The sequence below is a fragment of the Nonomuraea lactucae genome (genome assembly GCF_003313395.1).
In the GTDB taxonomy this organism is placed as follows: domain Bacteria; phylum Actinomycetota; class Actinomycetes; order Streptosporangiales; family Streptosporangiaceae; genus Nonomuraea; species Nonomuraea lactucae.
This window is the reverse complement of sequence record NZ_QNFZ01000053.1, coordinates 1-2344: the sequence shown is the minus strand read 5'-3', so window position 1 is coordinate 2344 and position 2344 is coordinate 1. Positions and strand designations below refer to the sequence as shown.

The window sequence follows — 2344 nt, the reverse complement described above, 5'->3', positions numbered from 1 at the left end:
CGGCCGCGCAGCGCTTCCACCTCGACGCGCCCGGCTGGTTCGCCGCCGGCGACCCGCCGCCCCCCGCGCTCGGGCCGCTGGCCCGGGCCGTGTGGAACGACCGTCCGGTCACCGCCGCCTACAAGGAGCGCGAACGGACGCTGGAGCCGTACGGTCTCGTGCTCAAGGCGGGCGCCTGGTACCTGGCCGCCCGGGTGCGGTCGCGGTTCCTCATCTTCCGGGTGGACAGGTTCGGCGACGTGCGCCCGCACGACGCCGCCTTCGACCGCGACCCGGGCTTCGACCTGGCCGCCTTCTGGGCGGGGCAGTCGGCGGCGTTCAGCCGCTCGCTGCTGCGGGAGACGATCACGCTGCGGCTGAGCGAGTCGGGCGTGCGCCTGCTGCGCCGCATCGCCGACCCGGCGGCGCTGGAGGACGCGCTCGCCTCGCTGGAGCCCGACGGCACCGTGCGGCTGGGCGTGGAGTCGGTGGAGATCGCCTACTCCCAGGTGCTCCGGTTCGGCCCCGAGGCCGAGGTCCTCGGCCCGCCCGAGCTGCGCGCGCTGGTGGCCGGGGCCGCCGCCAGGATGGCCCGGTTGTACGGCTAGAGGAGCCGGTGCGGCGGCGGGCGCGGGACCGAGCGTGCGGGCGGGCCTGGGGCGGCTAGTCGCCGGCCCGTACCGACAGGCAGTGCTCCACGAGGTCTTGGAGGGCCGCCACGTACCGCGCCGCGACGCGCTCGATGGTCTCGGTCCGGTGGACGGCGGTGCTGAAGATCCACTCGAACAGCATCTCCCCGTCACCGGTGCGGGACGCCTCGATCTGCAGCAGGTGCGACCGGGTCTGGTCGGCGCCCGTGCTCGGGCCGCACAGGTCGCCGGGCAGCTCCCGTACCAGCAGCCCCACAGCGTCGTCCGCGACGGCGTCGAACCCACTCCGGTAGTTGTAGCCGACCTGTGGCATCGGCAGCTCCCGGAACCGGCGTAGCACCTCCTCCCCGCCCTCGGCGAGGTACCGCAGCGCGCCGTACCCGACGCCCCTGCGAGGCGTTCGGCGCAGTTGCTCCCTGACCGACGAGATCACCGCGCCGGGATCGCCGAGATCGGCGCCGGAGAGCGCCACGGGGAAGACCGAGGTGAACCAGCCCACCGTCCGGGACAGGTCGATCTCCTCTTCCAGCGCCTCGCGGCCGTGGTTCTCCATGTCGACGGTCACCCTGCCGGTGCCGGCCCAGCCGCCCAGCGCCTGGAGCAGCGCCGCGAGCATCAGCTCGATGGCCTGCGTTCCGTAGGCCCTGTTGGCCCGGGTGAGCAGCGCCGCGGTCACGTCCGCGTCCAGCCGCGCCTCGACGACCTCGGTCGTCGCCTCGGTGTTCGCCCCGGCCATGTCCACGGGCACGGCGAAGGCGGGCTCCAGCTGGTCGATCCAGTACGGCAGCTCCGCCCGCGCCTGCTCCGTGGCGGCGAAGGCCTGGAGCGTCTCGGACCACTGCTTGAACGACGTCGTCTTGGGAGTGAGGGCGCCCTCGGCCGTGCCTGTGGCCGCGATCGCCTCGTAGGCCAGGTCCAGGTCCTCCAGCAGGACGTTCCACGACAGCACGTCCGTCGCCAGGTGATGGACGATGATTCCCAACCAGCCCGGCTGATCGCCGCGGTCGAAGAACGCCACCCGCAGCAGCGGGCCGCCGGCCATGCCGGACGAGGTCTGCAGCGCGGTCATGTGCTCCGTGACGAGGCGCTCGAGCCGGTCTGGCTCCAGCCCGGCGGCGTCGACGGCCCAGAACACCTGGCCGTCCTCACGCGGCGCGTTGTGCTGGCGCCAGGTTCCCAGGTCCCCGTCTCGGGTGAGCCGGAGCCGCAGCGCGTCGTGGTGCTCGACCAGCGTGCCGACTGCCTGGGCGAGCACCCGGGAGTCGGTGCCCGCCCTGACTTCGAACAGGCCGGCCCAGTTCCAGTGATCCCGGTCGGCGATGTCCTGCCGGGTGAACCAGTGCTGGATCGGGGTGAGCGGCACCGGCCCGGACACCGTGCCCTGCTCGGCGAGCGGGTTCGCGGGGCCCTGGCGTACGAGGGGCGCGAGTTCGCCGACGCTCTGATTGGCGAACACGTCGGCGATGCTCAGTTGCAGGCCGGCGGCGCGGGCCCGGGCGATGATCTGCAGGCTGAGGATGGAGTCGCCGCCCAGCTCGAAGAAGTTGTCGTGCAGGCCGACCCGCTCGACCCCCAGGACGTCAGCCCAGATCCGGGCGAGCGCCGTCTCGACGTCGGTGCGCGCGGGCACGTACTCGGCCGCCTGCTCCAGGCTGGGGTCAGGGGCCGGCAGCGCCTTCCGGTCGACCTTGCCGTTGGCGGTCACGGGGATGGCC

General features: G+C 73.5%; 2 protein-coding genes. One reads left to right on the top strand and one right to left on the bottom strand.

Annotated features, from left to right (window positions below; all coding sequences use genetic code 11):
• Window positions 1–587, top strand: a 587-nt coding sequence (locus tag DQW85_RS04075) for a WYL domain-containing protein (RefSeq protein WP_162794706.1), incomplete at its 5' end; no start/stop codon positions are given.
• A 55-nt stretch (window positions 588–642) separates the two neighbouring features.
• Here the strand turns inward: DQW85_RS04075 and DQW85_RS04070 are convergent.
• Window positions 643–2344, bottom strand: a 1702-nt coding sequence (locus tag DQW85_RS04070; RefSeq protein ID WP_240196908.1) for a condensation domain-containing protein, incomplete at its 5' end; no start/stop codon positions are given.